This window comes from Lapidilactobacillus achengensis, assembly GCF_003946655.1.
GTDB lineage: Bacteria > Bacillota > Bacilli > Lactobacillales > Lactobacillaceae > Lapidilactobacillus > Lapidilactobacillus achengensis.
This window is the reverse complement of the sequence record NZ_RHOV01000003.1, coordinates 13,852-33,170: the sequence shown is the minus strand read 5'-3', so window position 1 is coordinate 33,170 and position 19,319 is coordinate 13,852. Positions and strand designations below refer to the sequence as shown.

Here is a 19,319-nt window from a genome sequence, read left to right as displayed (position 1 = left end):
TTTCCGCTCCTTACTTGATTTTTGACCCTAACAGCTACGCGAAGCGGGCAGAGATAGCAATGGTAGCGCTTGAACGACTGCTTAGCTTCTCGTATACTGATCATATAACCAACACAAATTATAGCATGCGGATTTGCGAAGCTTTGAATTTGTTAAGTCTTTTGACATGGAATGGCGTTTCGGGTAACTAGAGGGGAAGGCAATGATCATGACTCATGGTGAATTGATCAAAAAACTTCGGGTTGAACGTGGGCTCACTCAAGCAGAACTGGCTAAAGGAATCTGCAGTCGGACGACATTATCTGTTTTCGAAAATAATGGGACGTACCTTAGCGCCGAGATCCTATTTAAATATTTGGACCGTTTGAATGTCCTGCCCAATGAATATATGGCAATGATCGCGGCCGATGATGAAGTTGGCCTGCCTGAGCTTCCCGCTAATAAAGACTATCTGCTCCGGAAAATCGAGAGTTTGATCTATCAAGGGAAAAGCTTATCCCTGCATGAATCTATTAGGGGATTTTACGCGGCGTACGCCTGTGATCATGATGTCTTTTACCTATATTTATTGATTCAAATCGAAAGCGCGCGTTCACTGCAAGTAACTGGCCGGGTACAGCTCAATCCAGAGCTGATCGCTGATGCGAAATCATATTTAACGCGGAGCGAGAGTTTTCATAGTTTTGACTTGTTGCTCTTTACCAGCGTCTTGCACACTTACACGGCCGAACAACAAGCGGAGTATTATTCACAGATCATCACGAAACGACTGCTTAGCGCCTACGATCGCCCTGAATACATCGCCCTAACCAAATTTATCATTCGAGCAATCACGTTGCGCTTGAGTAATCAAGATTATGAACGGGCTAGACAATATTTAGGTGATTTACAGGAAATCACCAGACGATTCCCCGACATGGACTGTCACCTGCTGTTTATGATTCTCGATGAAAAGTTAAACCAAGGCAATCAGCGGTTGGCCCAACAACTTTTTGAGACACTAAGAGTGATTGCGATTAATGATCAGCTTAATCCTGATATAGAGATTATTGGCTACTTACTTAACAATGATGGGTCCAGTGATGAATCAAGCAGGCGCTGTTTAGTCTTCAACTAGAGCATCTAAGTTGCCAACTCAGACCAGCTCAGCTGCGAAGGACCCTGACATCTTTTTTGGAAAAATTTCCTAGATTTTATTTTGTGCGACGATTTCATCGGGATTCGTGGGAAAAGGTCTTATTGCAGCTTAGTCAATCTGATAAATTAATGATCACGGTCTAACCGCACCTCTCTTTTGAAACGTGCTCGCTGGCCCAGCTCCCTGCGCTTAGCTACGCAATTGTTTCGGAAGCAAAGTGCGGCTTCCAAACCAATTGCTAGGCTAATGCTCGGGAGCTACCCGGGCCAGCTCGCACTCTGATTTGAAACGTGCTGCGAGGTGCAGACCGCTGCGCCTTAAAGTATCAGATTGCCCAATCTGATAAATTAATGCTCACGGTCTAACCGCACCTCTCCGCACTCTTTATTTTTTTTGCTTTCTTTTCTGGTACTTTTCTTTTATACTTAAGGCTTGAGAATCAGATTAGCTGCGTTCTGGTGGAATCTTCTGCTGGTGGTGAAAGTGGGGCTTTTGCCAGGGGCGAGCTTAAATTTGGATGGAACCAAGAGGAGGACAAAAAGATATGAAACTTTACCTCATGTATGGTGGTCGGACCGTTGAGCACGATGTGACTGTCATGAGTACCCGGTCCGCGTTGAGCGCGGTCGATTACCAAAAGTACGAGGTTATTCCGATTTATATCACGCGTCAAGGTTTGTTTTTGAAGGGGTTGACCCTCACCGCACCGGTCGCGGCTGAGACTGCATTGAAACTTGATGCGGCTGAGCAAGCGGCGTGGCGCCCTGAGCCGGAACACTCTTTAGGCACCAAGTTTGATTTCGCTGAGTTGGCCGGACAAAAAGATTGTGTCGTGTTCCCAATGATCCATGGGACTTGGGGTGAAGATGGCACGATCCAAGGTTTGTTAGAAGTTTTGGATGTGCCTTATGTTGGCTCTGGTATTTGCGCGTCAGCAGTGGGTATGGACAAGATCATGGCCAAAATCGTCTTTGATGAATACCAGATTCCGCAAGTGCCATATCTTTCGGTTTTGGCGGTTCACTACCGCGACGCAAACAAGGCTGCTGAGATCCGGGAACAGATCGCAACAGAAATGGGTTTCCCAGTTTATGTCAAAGCGGCTAACGCGGGCTCTAGCATTGGCGTCAGCAAGGCCGAAAGCAGCGAAGAATTGGTCGGCTGCTTAGCTGATGCTTTCACCTATGATGATCGGGTCGTGGTCGAAAAGGCCGTACCAAAAGCGCGGGAATTAGCGGTCAGCCTGTTAGGTAATGATGATCCTAAGGCGTCGATCGCTGGTGAGATCGGGAAGAAGCAAGACTTCTATGATTATGAGTCGAAGTTTATTGATGGCTCGACTAAGCTGATCATTCCCGCGCCAATCACAGCGGAACAATTGGCTGAAGTTCAAAAGTATGCGGTGATGGCTTTTAACGCAGTCGGCGCCGCAGGCTTGACGCGGGCTGATTTCTTCCTTGATCAAGCAGGTCAAGTCTGGTTGAATGAGATCCAAACCATGCCTGGCTTTACGCAATTCTCGATGTACCCATTCTTGTGGCAAGCGAGCGGTGTCCCTTACCCAGAATTGATCGATCAATTGATCCAGCTCGGTCTGGAACGTTACGCCAGCAAGAAGCAAACAGTGGCGAACAAATAGTTTCACCGATTGAAACAGGCGATTGAAACGTGCGCCTTTTAATTGGGTTGTTCTAAAATATGAGGTTTGAATTGAGAGGTTCCAAGCATAAATGAAAATGACATTATCTGAGATCGTTCAGGCAATTGGGCTGGATGTTTCAGAAACTCAGCAGCGTCAATATCAAAACACGGTTGTGACGAGTATTTGCATTGATAGTCGCCAAGCGCGGCCCGGCAGTCTGTTCGTGCCGTTAGTTGATCAGCGTGATGGCCACGATTTCGTGGCGCAAGCGCAGATGGCTGGCGCCGTCGCGACTTTCTGGCAAACGGGTCACCCAGGCCGACCAACCAATCTTCAAGTGATCGAGGTTGCCGAAGTTTTACCTGCTTTGCAGAAATTGGCGCATTATTATTTATTGAAGGTCAATCCAAAGGTGGTCGCGATTACCGGAAGCAACGGCAAAACGACCACCAAGGATATGATTGCGGCGATTCTGGCCAAGCAACATAACACGGCCAAAACCCAGGCCAATTTCAATAACGAAATCGGCGTGCCCTTAACGATTTTGGGAATGGAAACCAATACCGAAGTGTTGGTCGTGGAAATGGGGATGGATCGTCCCGGACAGTTACAATTTCTCAGTGACTTGGTCGAGCCGGATGTGGCTGTGATCACCATGATCGGGGAAGCGCATATCGAATTCTTCGGGACCCGCGATAAAATCGCCGATGCTAAGATGGAGATCACCCATGGTCTGAAAGAGGACGGGTTATTGATTATCAATGGTGATGAGCCGTTGTTGACGACGCGCGCGGCAACGTTTGCGCCCCGGACTTTCGGATTCAAGGAAGAGAACTATCTTTATCCGACCGCCATGACCTTGACCAAGAATCATAGCGAATTCTCAGTCAATCGCTGGCCAGAAGTTAGTTTCACCGTGCCGATGATTGGCGAATTCAATGTTTTGAACGCATTAGCGGCGCTGCTAGTTGGTCGTCATTATCACGTTTCGCCAGACGAAATGGCTCAGGCCTTAGCGCACTTCCAACCCACCGAGAACCGGACCCAATGGTTGACAGGCGATGCTGGCGAGGAGATCTTGAGCGATGTTTACAATTCAAATCCGACGGCTGTTCGGGAAGTCGTTGAAAGTTTCATCAAGGTCGCTGCCAAGGGTCGTCACGTTGCGGTTCTAGGGGATATGTTGGAATTGGGCGAGCAAGCAGAGAAACTCCACGCCAACTTGGCCAGTGAATTAGATCCGCGTCATATTGAGGAAGTTTATCTCTATGGTGATCTGATCAAGTCTCTGGATCTGCGGTTACGTGGCGTTTACCCGCCGGAAGCTCTGCACTATTATCCTTTGGGTCAACAAGCAGCCTTGATCGCCGATTTGAAAAATGATTTACACTATGGCGACATGGTTTTGCTCAAGGGAAGTAACGGTATGAAATTGAAAAAAGTTGTGCAGGCCTTGCTATAAGCGCAACTTCATTGCAGGAAAGGCAAGAAAGCGTTGGTCGCTTTCTTGCCTTTTTCACTATTCTGGCGTTTTGAAACGTGTTCGCCAACCCAGTGCTTTCCGCTTAGCTACGCAATTGTTCCGGAAGCAGGGCGCGCTTCCAAAACAATGGCTAGGCTAATGCTCAAGCACTACCCGGGCTGGCTCACACTCTTTTTTGAAACGTGTTCGCTAGCCCAGCTTCTTGCGCTTAACTAAGTCAGGATTTCGGAGGAAAGAAAGCGCCTCCAAAATCCTGACTAGGTTAATGCTAAGAAGCTACCCGGGCTGGCTCACACTCTTTTTTTGAAACGTGTTCGCCAACCCAGTGCTTTCCGCTTAGCTACGCCATTGTTCCGGAAGCAGGGCGCGCTTCCAAAACAATGGCTAGGCTAATGCTCAAGCACTAAACGGGCTGGCTCACACTCTTTTTTCTGAAAACAAGCGGTTTACTTCCTTGTGGTTTCCAAATGAAAATGGTAAGATATGTAGAACACTGATTAGAACAGTGTGATTGAAAAAAGTGATTACAAACAGTTATGAAAGTTGAACGGATGTCTCCTGCTGTGATGTGATTGTTTTTTTCGAATCCAGAGGAGGACATTTTTTGAAATTTTCAGAACTTAATTTAGAACCAGATTTACTCGAGGCTGTTGAACGCGCTGGCTTTACCGAAGCGACACCGATCCAAGCTGAAACCATTCCCTTGGTCTTAGCTGGTGATGATGTTTTGGGTCAGGCCCAAACCGGTACCGGTAAAACAGCGGCGTTCGGCTTGCCATCATTGCAACACGTTGACATGGATGACCCGCAGATCCAAACTTTGATCATTTCCCCAACTCGGGAATTGGCAATCCAAACCCAAGAAGAAATGCAACGCTTAGGTGCGGCCAAACATGTTAAGGTGCAAGTTGTTTATGGCGGTTCCGATATCAGCCGGCAAATTCGTAATTTGAAGAAAAAGCCGCAGATTTTAGTGGGAACACCTGGCCGCTTGCTTGATCACATCAATCGTCACACCGTTAAACTTGATGGCATCAAGACCATCATTTTGGACGAGGCTGACGAAATGTTGGATATGGGCTTCGTGGAAGACATTGAAAGCATTTTGAGCCATGTGCCTAATCAACATCAGACTTTACTTTTCTCAGCGACCATGCCGAAACAGATCATGGGCATCGCTGAACGCTTTATGCACGATCCGAAAATCATTAAGATCAAGTCAAAAGAATTGACTGCTGATTTGATCGATCAATATTACATCCGTTCAAAAGAATTCGAGCGTTTCGATATGATGACGCGGCTCTTCGATGTTCAAAATCCAAAACTGGCCTTGATCTTTGGCCGGACCAAACGCCGGGTCGACGAATTGACCAAGGGCTTACAGGCTCGTGGTTATAAAGCCGAAGGGATTCATGGCGATTTGACCCAACAGAAGCGGATGAGTGTTCTGCGTGAGTTCAAGAGTGGTGAATTACAATTCTTAGTTGCAACCGATGTGGCTGCCCGGGGCTTGGATATTTCCGGGGTGACTCATGTTTACAACTACGATATTCCACAAGATCCTGATGGCTACGTCCATCGGATCGGACGGACAGGTCGTGCCGGTGCGGCGGGCGTTTCCGTTACTTTCGTCGCTGGCAGCGAAATGGGTTATCTGCACGCGATCGAAGATTTGACCCGGGTCCGGATGACGCCATTGAAGCCAGCAACGGCTAAAGAGGCGTTCCGGGGACAACTTCACGCAGCTTATGCGGAAGTCGATCAGTTGATCGACAACGCCGACTTGGAACGTTTTGCAGGTCCAGCGCAAGAATTACTCGAAAAATATACACCAGAACAATTGGCGGCGGCTTTATTGCGGTCCCAAGTTAAGGATCCAAGCCAAGTTCCAGTGCACATCGCGCCAGAACGCCCATTGCCATCACGGAAGGTTTCCAAGCCTCATTATGGCAACAAGCGGGGCGGTGGTTCCCGCTCAAGTTACAATCGTCGTGGCGATCGCAGCCATGGTGATCGTGATCGTTCGCGCGGGGAACGCGGCGGTGACTCTCGTGGTCGTCGCTCCGGTTCCGGTAACGGTGGCAGCCGTCATCAAGGCGGCAACAATGGTGGCAAACGTAACTTCACCATTCGGAAGAATCCAACTGCCTAATAAAGCCAAGAGGTCCGCGTTAGCTGAAACTGGCGCGCACGTTTCAAAAAACATGATCCGGTCAAGTGACTGGGTCATGTTTTTTTGTTGGAAGAAAATGCAACTCATCGTGAATCATTCTCATCTTGGTTTTGACTCAAGTGAATCAAATTAACGACAATCAATGGTATAATAAAAAAAGCATCAGTTGCGGGCTAGTTGCTGAGGCGTCGTTAAAACCGACGGATCAGCAACTAGCGTGATGCGCTGAGCGGCCCGAACATGACCAACCGTTGCCAGCATTGAATGGACAGCGTCAGCTATGTACGGGAACAGGGCCAAATCATTCGCTTTTTGTGGCGGGGATGGTTAGACTAACGGTGAAGGTGGCGATCGAGATGATTGCAGGATTAGGTGTTGATATTACAGAGATCGCGCGAATTGCGGCGGCAGTGGAACATAATCCGAAGTTTGTGGACAAGGTTTTGACGGCGGCGGAAATTGCCCAGTTTGACGAATTGCGCGGTCAACGACAACGCGAATATTTGGCGGGGCGCTTTTCGGCCAAGGAGGCTTTCGCAAAGGCCATGGGAACTGGTTTGGGGCAAGTCAAATTGCATGATGTCACAATTATCAACGATAATATGGGCAAACCCGTGATCAGCCAGCATCCTTTTGCTGGTCGGGCCCTGGTCTCGATTTCCCATACCGCGACTTTAGTGATGACAGAAGTAATTTTGGAAGAAGAATAGAGAGGATTTCCCGTGCAAACATCATATTTACGACCAACTTATTTAGAAATCGACCAACAGGCGATCTATGACAATGTCCATCATGAGCGGGAACGATTACCGCAATCAAGCCAGCTTTTCGCTGTGGTCAAGGCAGATGCCTACGGTCATGGCCTCGTTCCCGTGGCTCGTGTTTGCCGCGCGGCTGGGGCCAGCGGTTTTTGTGTGGCGACCTTGGATGAAGCCTTGGTCTTGCGCGAAGCCCAGATCGTGGAACCGATTTTGGTGTTAGGGGTGACAAGTGTCACAACCGCGGCGATTGCTGCCAGCCAACATATTTCGTTGACTGTCGCCGACCGCGACTGGCTGGCCGCTGCCGCGCAGACACTGGCAGGTAAAAATAATTTGCCACCATTAGCGCTTCATTTAGCGGCAGATACCGGCATGGGGCGGATTGGCTTCACGGAACCAGCCGAACTCCAAAAGGCGGCGGCGTTTGTCTTGGACCACCCAGAGACGTTCGTTTTCGAAGGGGTCTTTACCCATTTCGCGACGGCGGATCAAACAGATTTGACGCACTTCCAGCAGCAACAAGCGAAGTTCAAACAAATGCTTGCAGTCTTGCCAGAAAAACCGCGCTACATTCATTGCGCGAATTCGGCGACCAGTCTTTGGCACGCGGAATTGGCGATGAATATGATCCGTTTCGGAATCGCTTTGTATGGCCTAAATCCGTCCGGAACGGTGATCCCAGCGCCGTATCCACTAAAACCAGCTTTGGCGCTTTATAGCGAACTGGTTTTCGTCAAGGAAATCCATGCTGGCGATACGGTGGGCTATGGCGCCACCTACACAGCACCGGCAACGGAATGGTTGGGCACCATCCCGATTGGTTATGCAGACGGCTGGTTGCGCCGCATGTCGGGAATGGCCGTGTTGATCGAAGGCCAACGTTGCCCGATTGTTGGCCGGGTCTGTATGGATCAAATCATGGTCAAAATGCCCGCGAAGTTTCCAGTTGGTAGTAAAGTGACCTTGATTGGCCGTGATGGCGCTGATGAAATCACGATTCAAGAAGTCGCCACTTATGCACAGACAATTCATTATGAGATTGCTTGTGGTTTGGATAATCGCCTGCCGCGGCATTATTTACCTTTTGATCCCGATTAGTGGTGATTTGCTTCGTTGTTGATTCGTTGTTGATTCGTTGCTTATTCGTTACTGATTCGCGGTTTGAGCGTACTGATTGTAGCATCATCACACCAGTTGAACTTTCCCCGGATCAAGCCGCCAACAAGATACCCGGCGTAGCGGCGTGGCAGCACCGTGGTCACTGTGAAATTAATTGAGCCAGTTCGCCGACTTAGTTTGAAGCTGAGGCGGCGAATGCAGTTAGCGCGAACAATAATAAACACGCGGCAATCAAGCTGTGTTACAATAGTAACAACATGAAGACCTGATCCTGTCTGAACCAGCGCGTGTTTGCGTGTTGGCGCTAGGCAGGATCGTTTTTAGAAAAGTTGAGTGAGCGTATGGAACAAGAAATTAAACGCGGAGACATCTTCTTCGCTGATTTATCGCCGGTCGTCGGTTCGGAACAAGGCGGCTTGCGACCGGTCTTGATTATTCAAAACGATACCGGTAACCATTTCAGCCCCACCGTAATCATCGCCGCGATCACCGCTAAAATCAGTAAACCCCGATTACCAACCCATGTGGGGCTAACTCCTGATCCTGATGGGGTCGAGCGGGATTCAGTCGTGCTGTTAGAACAAGTGCGAACGATCGATAAACAACGCCTGCGGGCTCAAGTTTCGCGCCTAGAACCAGCGCGAATGGCGTTAGTTGATCAAGCGCTGTTGATCAGTCTAGGGTTGACACCAATGGAATAACTACATAGTATCGGAATAGTGTTGTGATCGATTTACGGTTTGATCAGTCTAGGGGAATTGCCCTAGGCTTTTTTTGTTGGTGACAGGTTGTTTGGCTCTGATTGAAAAAAATCGTTTTTGTTCATGAGCTTGAGCAGAAGCCCGTTGCGTTCCCCGCCCAAAACGTGTTCGCAACAATTTCTCCCGCGCCCTTATCAATTCCTGGTTGGCAATCGGTCGATTTAGCCAATTCATCAAGATCTTATCCCAGTTCATCAGACAGACTGTACTGGTGTCACCAATTTAAGGCTAGTGACCACTAACCACGGCCGTCAAGTGCGTGGCTTCCCATCAATTGACCATAGCTTGCCAAATAGCGTGAGTGCTCAAACGGCTGTTAAAACGTTGAGCGGCTGGAGCGGAGAAATTCGGGGTGAGATCGCCGTGAAATTGTCCTTGGCGGCTGTGCCGCTTAGGACAAGGCCTGATTTTGAGACAAGCCGCGTACTTTGCGGATTGGCTCAAAACAGCGCCCACAGCGAGCTCACCCCGAATTTCGCAGCGCAAGCTGCGGACATCATCATTCATCATAAGCGCCATCAAAAATCTACCAAGGCCGAAAGGGGGGGCTGACGCTGGGCAAGGCAAATGCTACAATGGTAATGGTCCCAAAAGAGAAATAAATATTTTGGTAGAGATAAGGAGCAGATAAAATGGTAGAACGCTTGATCAGTGCGCAATCATCAGAGGTTTTAGCAATGTCCGCGGCAGAATTGAAAACAGCCATCCAGGCCAGTGAAGGTCGGGTCATGTTATCCGAGGATGTGGTAACGGCGCAACCGCTGGCGGAAACAATTACCAATGCGGAGGTTGCCAGCGCGTTTGGTGCGGATTTGATTCTATTGAATCTGTTTGACGTGGAACGGCCTTTTATTTTAGGCTTGAATGAAGGCGAGGACTCCTTAGCCAATGTCCAGCCTGATCCTGAATCGGTTCATAAATTGAAACATTTGATCGGTCGGCCAGTGGGCTTGAACTTGGAACCGGTCAATCCTCACGCGGCTATGCTGTCGGATCAATTCGAAGTCAGTCAAGGTCGGCAAGCGACGGCGGCTTCCTTCCAGAAAGCTGCGGCGTTAGGATTCGACTTTGTTTGTTTGACGGGCAATCCTGGTAGTGGTGTAGATAATGAGGCCATCATTAAGGCGCTCAAGGTCGCCAAGGCCAACTTCCCAGGGCTGATCATCGCCGGCAAAATGCATGGTGGCGGCGTTAACGAGCCGATTATTGATGAGGCTGTCCTTGGTGCCTTGATTGAAAATGGCGCGGATATTATTTTAGTTCCGGCGGTGGGAACGGTACCTGGGTTCACCGACGCAGAATTGTTGCAAGTGGTTCGTCAAGCCCACGCTGCTGGCGCCTTGGTGATGTCAACGATCGGAACTAGCCAAGAAAGTGCCTCAACCAGTGTGATCGAACAATTGGCGATCCGCAATAAGATTTGTGGCGTGGACATTCAACATTTAGGTGACGCGGGTTACTCGGGCGTGGCGCCGGTGGAGAACTTCATCGCGATGAGTAAAGCGATTCGTGGGCAACGCCATACCCTGAACCGGATGGCACGTTCAGTTAACCGTTGATTTTCAAATAATGACGTGGAAATGATTGTCTGATTTCCGAATAAAAATAGGAGCCCCACCGGTCAAAATCGACCGTGGGGCTCCTATTTTTTGAAATCATTACTGCAATTTGTTGCCTGAACTTACTTGTTGGCTTGGCGTTTGTTCTTTACAAAGAAGAACAGGCCCAGACTGATTCCCAACAGGACGATCCCTGAGAGAATAATTGTTTTCACCATTGACTGATTTTCATGTTCATCGGCCTGTGGTAGTTTGCCAGTGGCGGTCTTGGTCCCGTTTGCTGAGGAAGCCTTCTTGCTGGAAGTAGTTTCCTTGCCGGTTGACTGATTGCCAGCACTGCCTAAACGTTGATAGATCAAAATCGTGGTCTTATCTTTGGCGGAACCGCTACCTGCTGGTTCCGGGCCGGTGAAACGCAGGTATTCATAGCCAGGAATGTTGAATAAATTACCGGTATAAGGCTGTCCGTAGGCTGGTAGAGTTGTGTAATCAGCGTGGATCGTTTTGCCTTTGGTGTCTTGATATTTCAAGGTGATCAAGCCACATTGGCGGTTCATCAAGGTCCAGACTGATTCACGTGCGGCGTCGACTTCGTTAGGTTTAGCTTGGTTTTGGGCCAACAGGTTTTGCAGCTTCTGTGTCGCTGTTTTAACTTCAGCCTTGGCCTGAGCAGACATTGTAGGGTCAACGGCGAATTTATCGGCGTAATCAAGCGCGCCTAAAGCCTCTTCAACGGCCATCGCTAATTTCGGTTCAGCCGTCATTATGGCTAGGGGATCATAGTCGGGCAGGCTGGCGGTGCTGGCAACACCAGCGGCGCCCAGGAGAACTTGGTTGACGGCTAAAGGAGACGTGGCTTGATCGATTGCTTTCCGTTTGGTAGCTAACCAGCTGCTCCCTAGTTGTTGAGAATGTTGATAATAATAGCGAGTGGCTGCGGTCGTTGCCCAACCCTGAGCAGTATCTAACATGCTGTCACCAAGTCCGGTTTGGAGGCAATAGGCGGTGAACAGATCGGTTTTAGTGATCAGGAAATCACTGGCAGTAGCCTGAGTCAGTTCTTTAGTGGTATCAGCATTGGCAGCAGGACCCACAAACAAAGTCTTGCCTGCCTTGGTGAAAGCTGCTTGCAACAGTTTGACCGTTTGAGCTTGCGTGCTGGTCAATTTGGTGCCAGCTGGTAAAGCTAAGCCGGCCAGCGTCGTTGGTTGTACTTCAGTCTTGATCAGTTCCTGCGCTAAAGCCGTCACGACAGTTGCCGTTGGAATTTCAGTAGCGGTGGCCCAATCGCCTAATAATTGCTTTAGCGTCACGGCCTGATAAACTTGCGTCCCTTGTGCCGCCCATTTGGTGATTTGACCAGATGTTTGCAACTGTTGCTTGAAACTGGTTTGTTGCGCAGCAGTTAGCGTATCCAGCGGGTTCAAGACAATTTGTTGATTGCCCACTGGTAATTGGTCCAAAGTAAGCCAACTACCCGAAACCGCCTTATCTTGTGCCACTGGATAATAAAGTGTTGTCCCAGTGACTGTTGCTGCCGAGCTTGCTTGTAAGACATGGGTTGGTTGAGCCCGCAACCCTAATGTCATGATGACCGCTAACCCAATGGCTAGCAGTGCCCGTGTTTTCTTCATTATGCCCTCCCGTAATGCTTTTGAAATATTTGTAATACAAATGCAACATAAGTATAGCACATCGTTTATCTGATTGAAAGGTCTTATTCAGAAGGTAACAAATAATGTTACCAGAAAATCCAGGTGTCCGTTTGCGGGGAGCTTCTTCTAGTGACGATATCAAAAAACGAGCCTTGCGGATTTGCACGAGACTCGTTTGTATGAGTGTTGATATTGTTTTCCAGCGACAAGTGGCTAAAGCGCGTTCTTCTCGTTGCGGATCGTTTCCCCAGTTTGCAGGTCATCGATTTCGACGACGCGATATTGCTTGCGCTCCAAACGATCAACGATTTCAGCCAAGGTCTTTGGTTTGAGGCCTGCCGGTAGGGTGATCAACGTTCGCCGAACAAAGGTGCCTTTTTTCGCATCTAAGGTTAGGATACCGGCAATCGAAGTATACTTGGAAATGATCTTGGACATTTCAAAGAGGTCGCCTTGTTGGCCCGTCGACATAATCGTCAAAACATAACTGCCGATATTTAAATTCCATGCTTCTGATAACATCCCTAGTAATTTCGCGTGGGTTAGGATACCATAGAAATTATGGTTTTCGTCCAAGACCGCGATGTACGGCAAATCCTTGATATTGAAAAAGACCTTAAAGAAAGGTGAATCGATATCAATGGTTTTCGTGGCATTCTTGAGTAAGTAAGTCACAGGTAGTTGCATATTGCCGCCTTGGGATTTATGGCGGTAGATATGCATTTTATAAATATTCCCGCGGAAAATACGGCCGCTTTCATCGAGAATCGGCACGCACCGGAAACCAGAATCTTCGAGGATCTGTAGTGCTTCCTCTAAGGTGGCATTCTCCTTAACAGTGGTGAGTTGATCTTTCTTCAAAACTAAGGTCTTGATTAACATGGGACTCCTCCTCAAACAAACTACTTATCGCTGTAATCATAACATAAAAACAGAAATTTTAAAATATATGAGAAGTTTATTATACCACTAACGGACAATTAAATGTGAGGTAAATGAGAATATGCGTAATGAAATGATGGATCAACCAGTAATCGCGACGGACGTACTGAAATTTATGCGGATGCAGCCTTTGCCGCTGAGTCCGCAACTAGAACGGATCGAGCAGGAAGCAACCACGAGGCGGATCCCAATCGTGCCCCGTGAAACGGCGGTTTATTTATATCAACTCGTTCAACAACGCCAACCGCAGCGGATTTTGGAAGTGGGAACGGCCATCGGTTTTTCCGCAGCGCTCTTTGTTGAGGCCAGTCAACGGCGCGCGCAGGTGACCACGATCGACCGCTTTCCTAATTTCTATGAGCAGGCACAAGCCAATTGGGCGACATTGGGGTATCAGCGAGAAATCGAGTTGCTGATCGGTGATGCTGCGGAGGTGCTGCCAACCCTGACTGGGCCTTATCAACTGATTTTTCTTGATGCGGCCAAGGCACAGTATATCAAGTTCTTACCGGAGGCTTTGCGTTTATTAGCGCCAACCGGCACGCTCTTGATCGATGATGTGCTCCAAGGTGGCAGTGTTTTTGCCGCCGATAGTACGATCCGTCATCGAAATAAGGGGATCCATCGGAATCTGAATCGCCTTTTTGACAGCGTCTATCAAGATCCACGACTATTGGTCAGTATGTTGCCCTTGGGCGATGGGTTGTTGCAAATTACTTGGCGCGATTCGATCGAAGCGGCGACATCACAGCACGCTTAACATAACTTAGAGACCGGCAACAATTAAAAGTATGCAGAAAGGTATGTTGCTTTCATGGTTAAATATTTGGCACTGTTCCTTTTGATTGCACTTGTGCTGTTATCCATCGGCATTAAGAAACGCAACAAAATAATGATATGGCTAGCGAGCTTCAGCGTGATAGCCTTGCTCCTATTTATTATCTGGTTAATATTCGTACTGATCCCTTCGATGTAAGTCCGTATGGATAAGGCGGATGTTTTTGTAGAACAGAATCTGAAGCTAATAGCGGGTTTGCTCCTCGGCTAGGCTGTAATTTGTTAGATCTTCCAAGCTAACGTCTAACTTTTCCCATTCTGATTCAACGATCAAGTGGCAACTGATTCTAGCGGTGGGGTTGTGGCCCATCGAAATGATCACCACTATTTTGCGGGTAGATCCGGACACAACAAAAAAGTGTTTATCACTGTCCTCACAGGTGATAAACACTTTTTTTCATTGGTCATGAAATTGATTTAGAAAACGATGACGGCTGTTCCCTTAGGAACCAGTTCAAAGACTTGCGCCATGATCTTGGGCGGTGTGTTGATACAGCCATGGGAGCCATGGGTCTTGTACCAGTCGCCACCATACTTCGGTTGCCAAGAAGAATCGTGGATCCCAACGCCGGTGGTATCGATCGGCATCCAATAACTAACGGGTGAGGCGTAACTGCTGCCATCATTATTCTTCCCTTTAAGGGTTGAGTTCCGTTCCTTGGCCCAAACGGACCAGACGCCGACTGGAGTATCCTGACCGGGCTGACCCGTGACGATATCTGTGCTGACCTTCAAGGCACCATTGATATAGACATACATGTGTTGGTTGACTTTATCAACTTCGACATACGTATTGCCAATATCTGTGCCATCTTTAGAGTAGCCACTCCCTTGGATCGTTGGTGTCCGCGTAAAGTCTTTCCCAGCTAATACCACGCTGGTCAAATTAGCGGTCTCAGCGCTGACGTTGATACTCCAACCATAGATACCTGCAGGAACTGAAACAATCCCCCGCTTAGTTGACTGGAAGCGTCGCGTCTTATTATAGGTAGCATACTTGCTATTTAATTCCCTGAGATAATTACCGACGGCGGTCTGATCTAAGGTTGGTTGCCCATTCTGATAGGTCAACCAAGCACGGATCATGCTCGAGGTGATCTTCTCTGTCTGCCCAGCAATCGTATAAGTGCCGGAGACCTTTTCGATCTTAGCTACTTGTCTGAGCGCTGTTTGCATCTGGCTGGAGCTCTTGGTGATGGCCGGCTTGATGTAAACACTGCTGACCTGGATCTGACGTTGCCCCTTACTGATGGCGGTTTTCATCGAGCTCATCAGTTTTTCGGCGTCGATTTGATTACCTTGAACTTCCGCCTTGATCTTGAACCCGTTATCGGTTTTGATCAGGGTCGCGTTCTTGGTCACCGAGCGATTCTGGTTCAGGGATTGGGTGGTCTTATTGACGAACGCCTGAAGATTGGCCGTACTGAAAGTGACATTATTATTCGTTTGGTCTGTCCCAGCTTGGACTTTAGAACTCAGCCCCCATGGATTCTGCTGGGCCATGATCTTCTTTAAAGTGGTGCCGGTTTGCTGGGTCAATCCCAATTCTTTGCCGCTGATCGTCGCCAATTCTTTCTTATCATCGAGTAGTTGATATTGAGAATTTTGCAATTCGTCGGTCAACTTTTGCTTGGCCTCAGCGTAAGTCAATTTACTGATATTGACATTTTCCACTTCCGTTTTAGGAAGGAAGTGGTCCTGATAGTAAACCCCATGGTGGATGTAAAGCCCACCAAAAAGCAAAACAAGACCGAAACCCGCAGCCGCTAGGATGATTTTGCTTTTCTTTCGCATCAAAAAACACCTGCTTTTTCGTTTACTTGTGATAAGTCTATTGTAACAGCTTTTTCGGCGACACCCTAATATTCCTGCTTCCCGACGACATTATGTCTACTGTCGAAAGCGGTGCGAAAGGGCGCCACATCAGAGTTACAATGGTCTATAACGAGATTGTAACACATGTAATATATTTGTAAAGGTTCGATTTGAACCATTGCTTTCTTCGTTTCAGTAAAAACGATGTTCAGACGAATAAAGGCTGAACCAAAACATTAAAGTTTTGATTCAGCCCGATATTGCAATATAAGCGCAAGTTTCTAACGCGAAGAGATTATTGACGAGTTTCGATTTCGCCCTTAGCGAAAGCGTCATCCAAAATCTTCTTCAATTGTTTAGCAGATGCTTGCATTGATTCTTGTTCGTGGTCAGTTAATGGAATTTCCAAGATGTTTTGGATCCCATCACGGTTGATCACGGCAGGACTACCGATATAAATATCGCTTAAGCCATATTGACCATCCATATAAACAGACAATGGCAAAACAGCGTTCTCGTCATCGAGGATCGCCCGAGTGATCCGAGCTAAAGCCGTAGCGATACCATAGAAAGTAGCGCCCTTCAAGTTAATGATCGTGTATGCCGCGTCACGAACTGATTCAAACATATCAACCAATTTAGTTTCATCGATCTCAGGATGTTGCTTGACCCATTCAGCAATCTTGATCCCAGCGATGTTAGCGTGTGACCAAACTGCGAATTCAGTGTCGCCATGTTCGCCCATGATGTAGGCATGGACGGAACGCGCGTCAACGTTGACCAATTCAGCGATTGATTGACGTAAACGAGCAGTATCCAAAGAAGTACCAGAACCAACGACACGTTCTTTAGGGAAGCCTGATAATTTCCAAGTCGCGTAAGTTAAAATATCAACTGGGTTAGCAGCAACTAAGAAGATGCCTTTGAAGCCAGACTCAACGATTGGATCAACGATCGACTTCAAGATCTTCAAGTTCTTGTTGACCAAGTCCAAACGAGTTTCGCCTGGTTTTTGAGGAGCGCCGGCAGTGATGACAACAACGTCAGCGTCTTTAGCGTCTGAGTATTCAGCAGAATAGATTTGTTTAGGTTGGGTAAATGGTAATGCATTAGAAAGGTCAATCGCATCACCCTTGGTCTTGTCCTTAGCGATATCGACAATTCCGATTTCTTGGGCGATTCCTTGTAATACTAACGCGTAAGCATAACTAGAGCCGACAGCACCGTCGCCGACCAGCAATACTTTTTGGCGTTCTTTGATCTTTGCGTTTGACATGTATAATTCATCCTTTCGTGTGTGAACGTATTTACTTTGTAAGTATAACACATTTACGACTGTTTGGTAGAGAAAATTACCCACAATCATGAAAAAGATTAAATGGCGGTTTCCGTTATTGCTATCACAATGTTTCAGCTCTGGTGAAAAATATAAAAGATAATCAGAAAACGTTTTCAGTAAAATTTCACAGTTTGGTTAGTACACTTTATTGTCGCTGTATCAACAAACTGACCCGCCACCTCCTTACCTGTATAGCTATTTCTGTTGGCCCAAACCGCACATTCACCCACATTATACCGATTCTCGCGCGATAAGTGGAATAGAACGACTTATTCAAATTACCAAGAAACAGTCATCGACCTGCTCCTATCATTCGGGCCTGCAGTTATTTGAAATCAACTTTGATGGCGCATTGATATTTGAGCCTGATTGCTGTGGGGGTGTGTTGGTTGGGTTCAGGTGTGACAGATTCAACAGATTCAGTGGATTCACAATTTTGTCTTATTTCTTCAGGTAAGCTGTGCTGGTGTCACCAATTTGAAGATTGTAACCACTAACCACGATCGTCAATTGCGTGGCTCCTCAGCAATTGACCATAACTTTGCCAGTTGGCGCGAACGCTCAAACGACTGTCAAAAACTTGAGCGGCTGGAGCGGATCGTGGTGCTGAAACTTGTTAACCTGCCTATCTGGTTGCTAGGCAGAATTGAGCCTTTCTGCAATCAAGGCGAAGGGTTTGGCGAAGTAGTTTTGCAAGCTAGAGGTCAAAACGATGGCCCACTTTAAGGTGGTACGGCAATGCCAACTGATTAGGATCAGCTGGTTGGTACAGGTTGCGTTGGTTGAACATCTTTACCTGCTTCATAGACAATCATTGGTGAAATCGACCGATTCGGTTGCTTCATCAAGAACCTGCCCCAGTTCATCAGACAGACTGCCCTGGTGTCGCCAATTTAAAGCTGGTGACCACTAACCACGGTCGTCAATTGCGTGGCTCCTCATCAATTGGCCATAGCCTGCCGGATGGCGTGAGTGCTCAAACGGCTGTTATAACGTTGAGCGGCTGGAGCGGAGAAATTCGGGGTGAGATCGCCGTGTCGTTATTCTTAGCGGCTTTGCCGCTTAGAATAAGGCTCAGCTTTGAGATTCGCGGGCTTTGCGAAGCTCAAAGTGACGCCCACAGCGAGCTCACCCCGAATTTCGCAGCGCAAGCTGCGGACAAGCTACATTAATCAAGTTCCGCCTCCAAAATCTTTGCTAGGCTAATGCTCAGAAGCTACCCGGGGTGGCTCGCACTCTGTTATTGAAACGTGATGCACGCAACTGACTTTTCCGCTTAACTACGCCAGACTTCCGGAGGCAAAGACCAGCCTCCAAAACTCTGGCTAGGTTAATGCTCAAAGTCAACCCGTTGCGTTCCGCACTCTGTTTTTGTGGGCGAGTTGTGCTATAATTTTGTTACGGAACTGGGGTTTGCCTAAAAAACGCCAGCTTTTTGTGATGTGGCCACTGGATCATTGCAGTGGTTATTTGTGGTTAGTGATCACAGCGGCCGTCATCAACATGAAAGACGAGGTAGAGAAATATGAAAATGATCGTTGGGTTAGGCAACCCAGGTAGTAAGTACGCCCACACCAAGCACAATGTTGGTTTCGATACGCTGGATCAGTTGGCGCAAGCGTTGCAGGTATCAGTTAGCAAGAATGAATTCTCGGCGTTAACGGGCACCTTGAAGGTTGGTTCGGAAAAGATCATGCTGGTCAAACCGCTAACTTATATGAATGATTCAGGTCGGGCGGTTGGTCAATTGGCCCAATATTATCAGTTTTATCCCGAGGAAATTGCGGTGATCCAGGATGATCTTGATTTGGCCTTGGCCAAGCTACGTTTACGGACCCATGGTGCTTCCGGTGGGCACAACGGGATCAAGAGTATTATCAGCGCTTTGGGAACTGATCATTTCAACCGGGTCAAGATCGGGATCCAACATCCCCAGCGGCAGAAAGTGGTTGATTGGGTTTTGTCGCCTTTCACCGGGGATGAACGGATCGCGATTGAACAAACGATGGATCGCGCCACCACCGCGCTTAGCAAATGGAGTGTGGATGATGTTGACTTTGCGGCGTTGATGAACGAATTTAATTAGGCGGCCGGA

The 19,319-nt window shown here is 47.9% G+C and carries 17 protein-coding genes; 13 read left to right on the top strand and 4 right to left on the bottom strand.

Features of this window, described 5'->3' with window-relative positions; translation table 11 throughout:
* Positions 1 to 208: 208 nt before the first annotated feature.
* The 9 genes from EKM94_RS02660 to EKM94_RS02620 all read left to right on the top strand — a co-directional run bounded on the left by EKM94_RS02660 (position 209) and on the right by EKM94_RS02620 (position 10,636).
* A complete protein-coding gene (locus EKM94_RS02660) occupies positions 209 to 1,117 on the top strand; it encodes a helix-turn-helix domain-containing protein (RefSeq protein ID WP_164511074.1) in 909 nt (302 codons plus the stop codon).
* A gap of 565 nt (positions 1,118 to 1,682) precedes the next feature.
* The gene (locus EKM94_RS02655; RefSeq protein WP_164511073.1) at positions 1,683 to 2,777 is read left to right on the top strand and encodes a D-alanine--D-alanine ligase family protein; all 1,095 of its coding nucleotides are present in this window, start codon (positions 1,683 to 1,685) and stop codon (positions 2,775 to 2,777) included.
* A 91-nt stretch (positions 2,778 to 2,868) separates the two neighbouring features.
* Positions 2,869 to 4,242, top strand: a complete 1,374-nt coding sequence (locus EKM94_RS02650; protein ID WP_125597060.1) for a UDP-N-acetylmuramoyl-tripeptide--D-alanyl-D-alanine ligase — start codon at positions 2,869 to 2,871, stop codon at positions 4,240 to 4,242.
* Positions 4,243 to 4,867: 625 nt separating this feature from the next.
* Positions 4,868 to 6,415: a DEAD/DEAH box helicase gene (locus tag EKM94_RS02645; protein WP_125597057.1), complete on the top strand. Its 1,548-nt coding sequence runs from the start codon at positions 4,868 to 4,870 to the stop codon at positions 6,413 to 6,415.
* A gap of 377 nt (positions 6,416 to 6,792) precedes the next feature.
* The gene (gene acpS, locus EKM94_RS02640) at positions 6,793 to 7,146 is read left to right on the top strand and encodes a holo-ACP synthase (protein WP_125597054.1); all 354 of its coding nucleotides are present in this window, start codon (positions 6,793 to 6,795) and stop codon (positions 7,144 to 7,146) included.
* A 12-nt stretch (positions 7,147 to 7,158) separates the two neighbouring features.
* Entirely contained in the window at positions 7,159 to 8,295 is a 1,137-nt protein-coding gene (alr, locus tag EKM94_RS02635) for an alanine racemase (RefSeq protein WP_125597051.1), read from the top strand.
* A 362-nt stretch (positions 8,296 to 8,657) separates the two neighbouring features.
* Positions 8,658 to 9,017, top strand: coding sequence for a type II toxin-antitoxin system PemK/MazF family toxin (locus EKM94_RS02630; protein WP_125597048.1), 360 nt, complete (start codon positions 8,658 to 8,660; stop codon positions 9,015 to 9,017).
* A gap of 291 nt (positions 9,018 to 9,308) precedes the next feature.
* On the top strand, positions 9,309 to 9,629 hold the full coding sequence (locus EKM94_RS02625; protein ID WP_125597045.1) for a hypothetical protein: 321 nt from the start codon (positions 9,309 to 9,311) through the stop codon (positions 9,627 to 9,629).
* Positions 9,630 to 9,709: 80 nt separating this feature from the next.
* Complete coding sequence (locus EKM94_RS02620) at positions 9,710 to 10,636, top strand: DUF7916 family protein (protein WP_125597042.1); 927 nt, start codon at positions 9,710 to 9,712, stop codon at positions 10,634 to 10,636.
* Positions 10,637 to 10,758: 122 nt separating this feature from the next.
* Here the strand turns inward: EKM94_RS02620 and EKM94_RS02615 are convergent, their stop codons facing one another.
* Positions 10,759 to 12,270 (bottom strand): MucBP domain-containing protein, encoded by a 1,512-nt coding sequence (locus EKM94_RS02615; protein WP_125597040.1) that lies wholly within the window; start codon positions 12,268 to 12,270, stop codon positions 10,759 to 10,761.
* Between the two features lie 234 nt (positions 12,271 to 12,504).
* Complete coding sequence (cbpA, locus tag EKM94_RS02610) at positions 12,505 to 13,173, bottom strand: cyclic di-AMP binding protein CbpA (RefSeq protein ID WP_125597037.1); 669 nt, start codon at positions 13,171 to 13,173, stop codon at positions 12,505 to 12,507.
* Positions 13,174 to 13,294: 121 nt separating this feature from the next.
* Here cbpA and EKM94_RS02605 point away from each other — a divergent pair, with 121 nt between their 5' ends.
* Positions 13,295 to 13,993: an O-methyltransferase gene (locus tag EKM94_RS02605; protein ID WP_125597035.1), complete on the top strand. Its 699-nt coding sequence runs from the start codon at positions 13,295 to 13,297 to the stop codon at positions 13,991 to 13,993.
* Positions 13,994 to 14,487: 494 nt separating this feature from the next.
* Here EKM94_RS02605 and EKM94_RS02600 read toward each other — a convergent pair whose 3' ends face one another.
* Both EKM94_RS02600 and EKM94_RS02595 read right to left on the bottom strand, forming a co-directional pair.
* Complete coding sequence (locus EKM94_RS02600) at positions 14,488 to 15,864, bottom strand: L,D-transpeptidase family protein (RefSeq protein WP_125597032.1); 1,377 nt, start codon at positions 15,862 to 15,864, stop codon at positions 14,488 to 14,490.
* 316 nt (positions 15,865 to 16,180) lie between these two features.
* The gene (locus EKM94_RS02595; protein ID WP_125597029.1) at positions 16,181 to 17,161 is read right to left on the bottom strand and encodes an L-lactate dehydrogenase; all 981 of its coding nucleotides are present in this window, start codon (positions 17,159 to 17,161) and stop codon (positions 16,181 to 16,183) included.
* 540 nt (positions 17,162 to 17,701) lie between these two features.
* Between EKM94_RS02595 and EKM94_RS02590 the strand changes: the two genes are divergently transcribed.
* From EKM94_RS02590 to pth, 3 genes are all read left to right on the top strand, one after another.
* A complete protein-coding gene (locus tag EKM94_RS02590) occupies positions 17,702 to 17,950 on the top strand; it encodes a hypothetical protein (RefSeq protein WP_125597026.1) in 249 nt (82 codons plus the stop codon).
* A 110-nt stretch (positions 17,951 to 18,060) separates the two neighbouring features.
* Positions 18,061 to 18,396 (top strand): hypothetical protein, encoded by a 336-nt coding sequence (locus EKM94_RS02585; protein WP_125597023.1) that lies wholly within the window; start codon positions 18,061 to 18,063, stop codon positions 18,394 to 18,396.
* 353 nt (positions 18,397 to 18,749) lie between these two features.
* Positions 18,750 to 19,310 (top strand): aminoacyl-tRNA hydrolase, encoded by a 561-nt coding sequence (gene pth, locus EKM94_RS02580; RefSeq protein ID WP_125597020.1) that lies wholly within the window; start codon positions 18,750 to 18,752, stop codon positions 19,308 to 19,310.
* Positions 19,311 to 19,319 lie beyond the last annotated feature (9 nt).

What these genes read in the sequence shown, in the direction of transcription:
- EKM94_RS02595 (WP_125597029.1), bottom strand. Translation starts at nt 17,161, where the DNA reads ATGTCAAACGCAAAGATCAAAGAACGCCAAAAAGTATTGCTGGTCGGC.
- acpS (WP_125597054.1), top strand. Translation starts at nt 6,793, where the DNA reads ATGATTGCAGGATTAGGTGTTGATATTACAGAGATCGCGCGAATTGCG.
- cbpA (WP_125597037.1), bottom strand. Translation starts at nt 13,173, where the DNA reads ATGTTAATCAAGACCTTAGTTTTGAAGAAAGATCAACTCACCACTGTT.
- EKM94_RS02660 (WP_164511074.1), top strand. Translation starts at nt 209, where the DNA reads ATGACTCATGGTGAATTGATCAAAAAACTTCGGGTTGAACGTGGGCTC.
- EKM94_RS02655 (WP_164511073.1), top strand. Translation starts at nt 1,683, where the DNA reads ATGAAACTTTACCTCATGTATGGTGGTCGGACCGTTGAGCACGATGTG.
- EKM94_RS02650 (WP_125597060.1), top strand. Translation starts at nt 2,869, where the DNA reads ATGAAAATGACATTATCTGAGATCGTTCAGGCAATTGGGCTGGATGTT.
- EKM94_RS02630 (WP_125597048.1), top strand. Translation starts at nt 8,658, where the DNA reads ATGGAACAAGAAATTAAACGCGGAGACATCTTCTTCGCTGATTTATCG.
- pth (WP_125597020.1), top strand. Translation starts at nt 18,750, where the DNA reads ATGAAAATGATCGTTGGGTTAGGCAACCCAGGTAGTAAGTACGCCCAC.
- EKM94_RS02605 (WP_125597035.1), top strand. Translation starts at nt 13,295, where the DNA reads ATGCGTAATGAAATGATGGATCAACCAGTAATCGCGACGGACGTACTG.
- EKM94_RS02620 (WP_125597042.1), top strand. Translation starts at nt 9,710, where the DNA reads ATGGTAGAACGCTTGATCAGTGCGCAATCATCAGAGGTTTTAGCAATG.
- EKM94_RS02615 (WP_125597040.1), bottom strand. Translation starts at nt 12,270, where the DNA reads ATGAAGAAAACACGGGCACTGCTAGCCATTGGGTTAGCGGTCATCATG.
- EKM94_RS02600 (WP_125597032.1), bottom strand. Translation starts at nt 15,864, where the DNA reads ATGCGAAAGAAAAGCAAAATCATCCTAGCGGCTGCGGGTTTCGGTCTT.